Here is a 2,596-nt window from a genome sequence, read left to right as displayed (position 1 = left end):
TTCAGTGTAAAATGTACTTGGGTCATGTAAAAGTCCTCCTGGGTATGTTTTTGTCGTTAAAAACATTGTACCGTAAAAGGACTGTTATATGGCCTTTTTACTTTTACACAATTATACGGACTTTATCTATTTTGCAACATCTACACCATACATTTTGTTCAATAATTTTAATTTGTTCGTGAAAGTTGTACCCTTGACACCTTGTTTCTCTTGTAAATGTCTTTTTTTATAAGTTATTTTAGGATTTTCTTTTACAAGATTGAAATAACTAGATACTTGATACTTATATTCAGATTTTTCTTTATTGTAGAGATAAATATCAATATGAACCTTAAACACCTCTTGAAAAGCTTGCTTTTTATTTTTAGAATCATTCATGAGTTGCTTTAAAGCATTATACAATTGATTTTTATCCTCTTCTAATATTTGATTTGAAAATTTGCATAAATACCATTCTTTAGTCACATCAATGTCATTTGTTCGCTCATTTAAGTAACAATGTTCTTGAATGCCTCGTTGAATACTACTTAATGATTCACTTTCAAACTGTATTTTTATGCCTTGACTATCCAATATTACTTTACCAAAATTAATCATAAACTGCTCATATGTACTAATAAAATCTTGTACCTCTCCTGCATATTCTGGTTGTAACAACGGTGATAATGGAATTTTATCTTCCATAGGCAAAATTTTAAACTTTTTGGTACACTCTTTTATATTATTTATAATTTGATCATCGATATGAACCGTATACTGCATATATGTAGTATTTTCAGTAGATTTTAGAGCTGTAATATTTTTATTCACTTAATTCACCTTCATTGACCCATCTTTATTTAATTATAACTATTTATGTATGCTGTAGCACTACCACTACCCAATTTTAAATTTGGTAATGCTTTTTTGTATAAATTTAAATTGTTTAATGTTGTCATCTTTTTGTTATTACAATTATGATTAAATTACTATTAATACATGTTTATTATTTTAGTTAATTCAACTTTAACAGCATTTTTCAAACTATTAGGGGTCTCTACTTTTACATTGACACCACCTGTGACAATTAACTTAGCTATAAAATCTATATCTTTCGCGTTCACTTTTGATTTAAATAAATATGTCTCTTCGTCAATATTTTCAATCATATAGTCACTCCACAGGTAGCCTTTCAAGATATTCAATCCCATAACATTGCTTCTAATAAGAATATCAATAGCTGTTTCATTTTTAACCATGAACTGTTGAAAATTCTGCATAGTTATATCATTACACTCTTGAGTCTCTCCCATTTCATATAGTTCTTTTATTTTCGAAATATTTAATAGATTCACTAACTTTGATTCTATATTAGCTACAACAAAATACCATTGATGATTTTTATACATAATGCCAATACCTTTATATTGTTCTTTAATATAGTTTTGTGAATAACAGGTTTCAAAAGACTTATTCTCAATTATCAATCTAATGATTTCATTAAATAACTTATAACTTTTGAACTGATACTTATCTTCATTAAAATATTGAAATAGATCATTATATTGGTTTATTAACTCTTTTTTATTCGAGTTATTATATAATTTTTTTAATATTTCTTGATATTCTGTTTGAAAAGGTAGATTACTCACATTTGAAATACTCGAAAGTGTAAATACTAAAGCTTTCAACTCTTCATCTGAGATTGCTATTTTCGTTTGGTCTCGATTACCTATGATCGTATAACCACCATTTTTCCCTGGATTACTATATAAAGGTACTCCTAATGCTTCAATTTCTTTTATATCCCTTAAAGCGGTACTACGAGAAATATTAAATTCTGACATTAAATCATTTAATTTGAAGTTCCTATTTTCATTACAATATTCAATCATATTATATAATCTAACAGATTTTTTCATTATTATTCTCCTTTTAGTGTCAATAGATGACACTAATTAAGTATATACTCTATTTATAACAAATCTAAGGAGGAAAAAACATGAAATTTCAAGTAAGTCCATATTTTTTAATCACTCAAAATGCAGAGGGTTTAAAAAAGTTGTATGAAGAGCTGTTTGGCGCTAAAACACTGTATATTCAACGTATTAAAGATAGACCTATAGATAAGAAACTTAATATTGACGAAAATGATTTAAATAAAATTGATCAATGTGTACTTCAATTTGGAGATATAAAAATTATGATCGCAGATGACACTGAAGGTTTGCCCATAACACAAGGTAATAATATATCTCTTTGTCTCACTTTTGACCAAGTAGAAGAAACTAAACATGTATATGACCAGTTAATAGAAAAAGGCAGTGAGGTATTGAAAACATTTAGTCCAGAATTCTATACTGAAGGTTATGGTTATGTAAGAGATCCTTATGGTATCTCTTTGCATTTATTTACAAAGAGAAAAAATTAGGTTCTGCTGCAAAGTTGAAAAATAAATGTCTAATCTCAATTTTAAAATAATACTTTGTGTTAACTTGCTAGCATGATGCTAATTTCGTGGCATGGCGAAAATCCGTAGATCTGAAGAGACCTGCGGTTCTTTTTATATAGAGCGTAAATACATTCAATACCTTTTAAAGTATTCTTTGCTGTATTG

Annotated in this window: 2 protein-coding genes and 3 pseudogenes; 1 reads left to right on the top strand and 4 read right to left on the bottom strand. The window is 27.5% G+C overall.

Annotated features, from left to right (window positions below; all coding sequences use genetic code 11):
* Positions 1-129 precede the first annotated feature (129 nt).
* The 3 genes and pseudogenes from IDG45_RS13670 to IDG45_RS13665 all read right to left on the bottom strand — a co-directional run.
* A pseudogene (locus tag IDG45_RS13670) lies at positions 130-810 on the bottom strand (hypothetical protein); the annotation flags it as partial.
* 29 nt (positions 811-839) lie between these two features.
* Positions 840-932 (bottom strand): annotated as a pseudogene (locus IDG45_RS14190) (LEM-3-like GIY-YIG domain-containing protein); the annotation flags it as partial.
* A gap of 39 nt (positions 933-971) precedes the next feature.
* Entirely contained in the window at positions 972-1,901 is a 930-nt protein-coding gene (locus tag IDG45_RS13665) for a helix-turn-helix transcriptional regulator (protein WP_000750311.1), read from the bottom strand.
* Positions 1,902-1,981: 80 nt separating this feature from the next.
* Here IDG45_RS13665 and IDG45_RS13660 point away from each other — a divergent pair, with 80 nt between their 5' ends.
* Complete coding sequence (locus IDG45_RS13660; RefSeq protein ID WP_000671996.1) at positions 1,982-2,410, top strand: VOC family protein; 429 nt, start codon at positions 1,982-1,984, stop codon at positions 2,408-2,410.
* 59 nt (positions 2,411-2,469) lie between these two features.
* On the opposite strand, the pseudogene IDG45_RS13655 reads toward IDG45_RS13660, so the two are convergent.
* Positions 2,470-2,596: pseudogene (locus IDG45_RS13655) on the bottom strand (IS6 family transposase); the annotation flags it as partial.

The organism is Staphylococcus sp. EG-SA-10 (assembly GCF_017151945.1).
Classification (GTDB): domain Bacteria; phylum Bacillota; class Bacilli; order Staphylococcales; family Staphylococcaceae; genus Staphylococcus; species Staphylococcus aureus.
This window is presented reverse-complemented; position numbering and strand designations above follow the sequence as displayed.

What these genes read in the sequence shown, in the direction of transcription:
- IDG45_RS13660 (WP_000671996.1), top strand. Translation starts at nt 1,982, where the DNA reads ATGAAATTTCAAGTAAGTCCATATTTTTTAATCACTCAAAATGCAGAG.
- IDG45_RS13665 (WP_000750311.1), bottom strand. Translation starts at nt 1,901, where the DNA reads ATGAAAAAATCTGTTAGATTATATAATATGATTGAATATTGTAATGAA.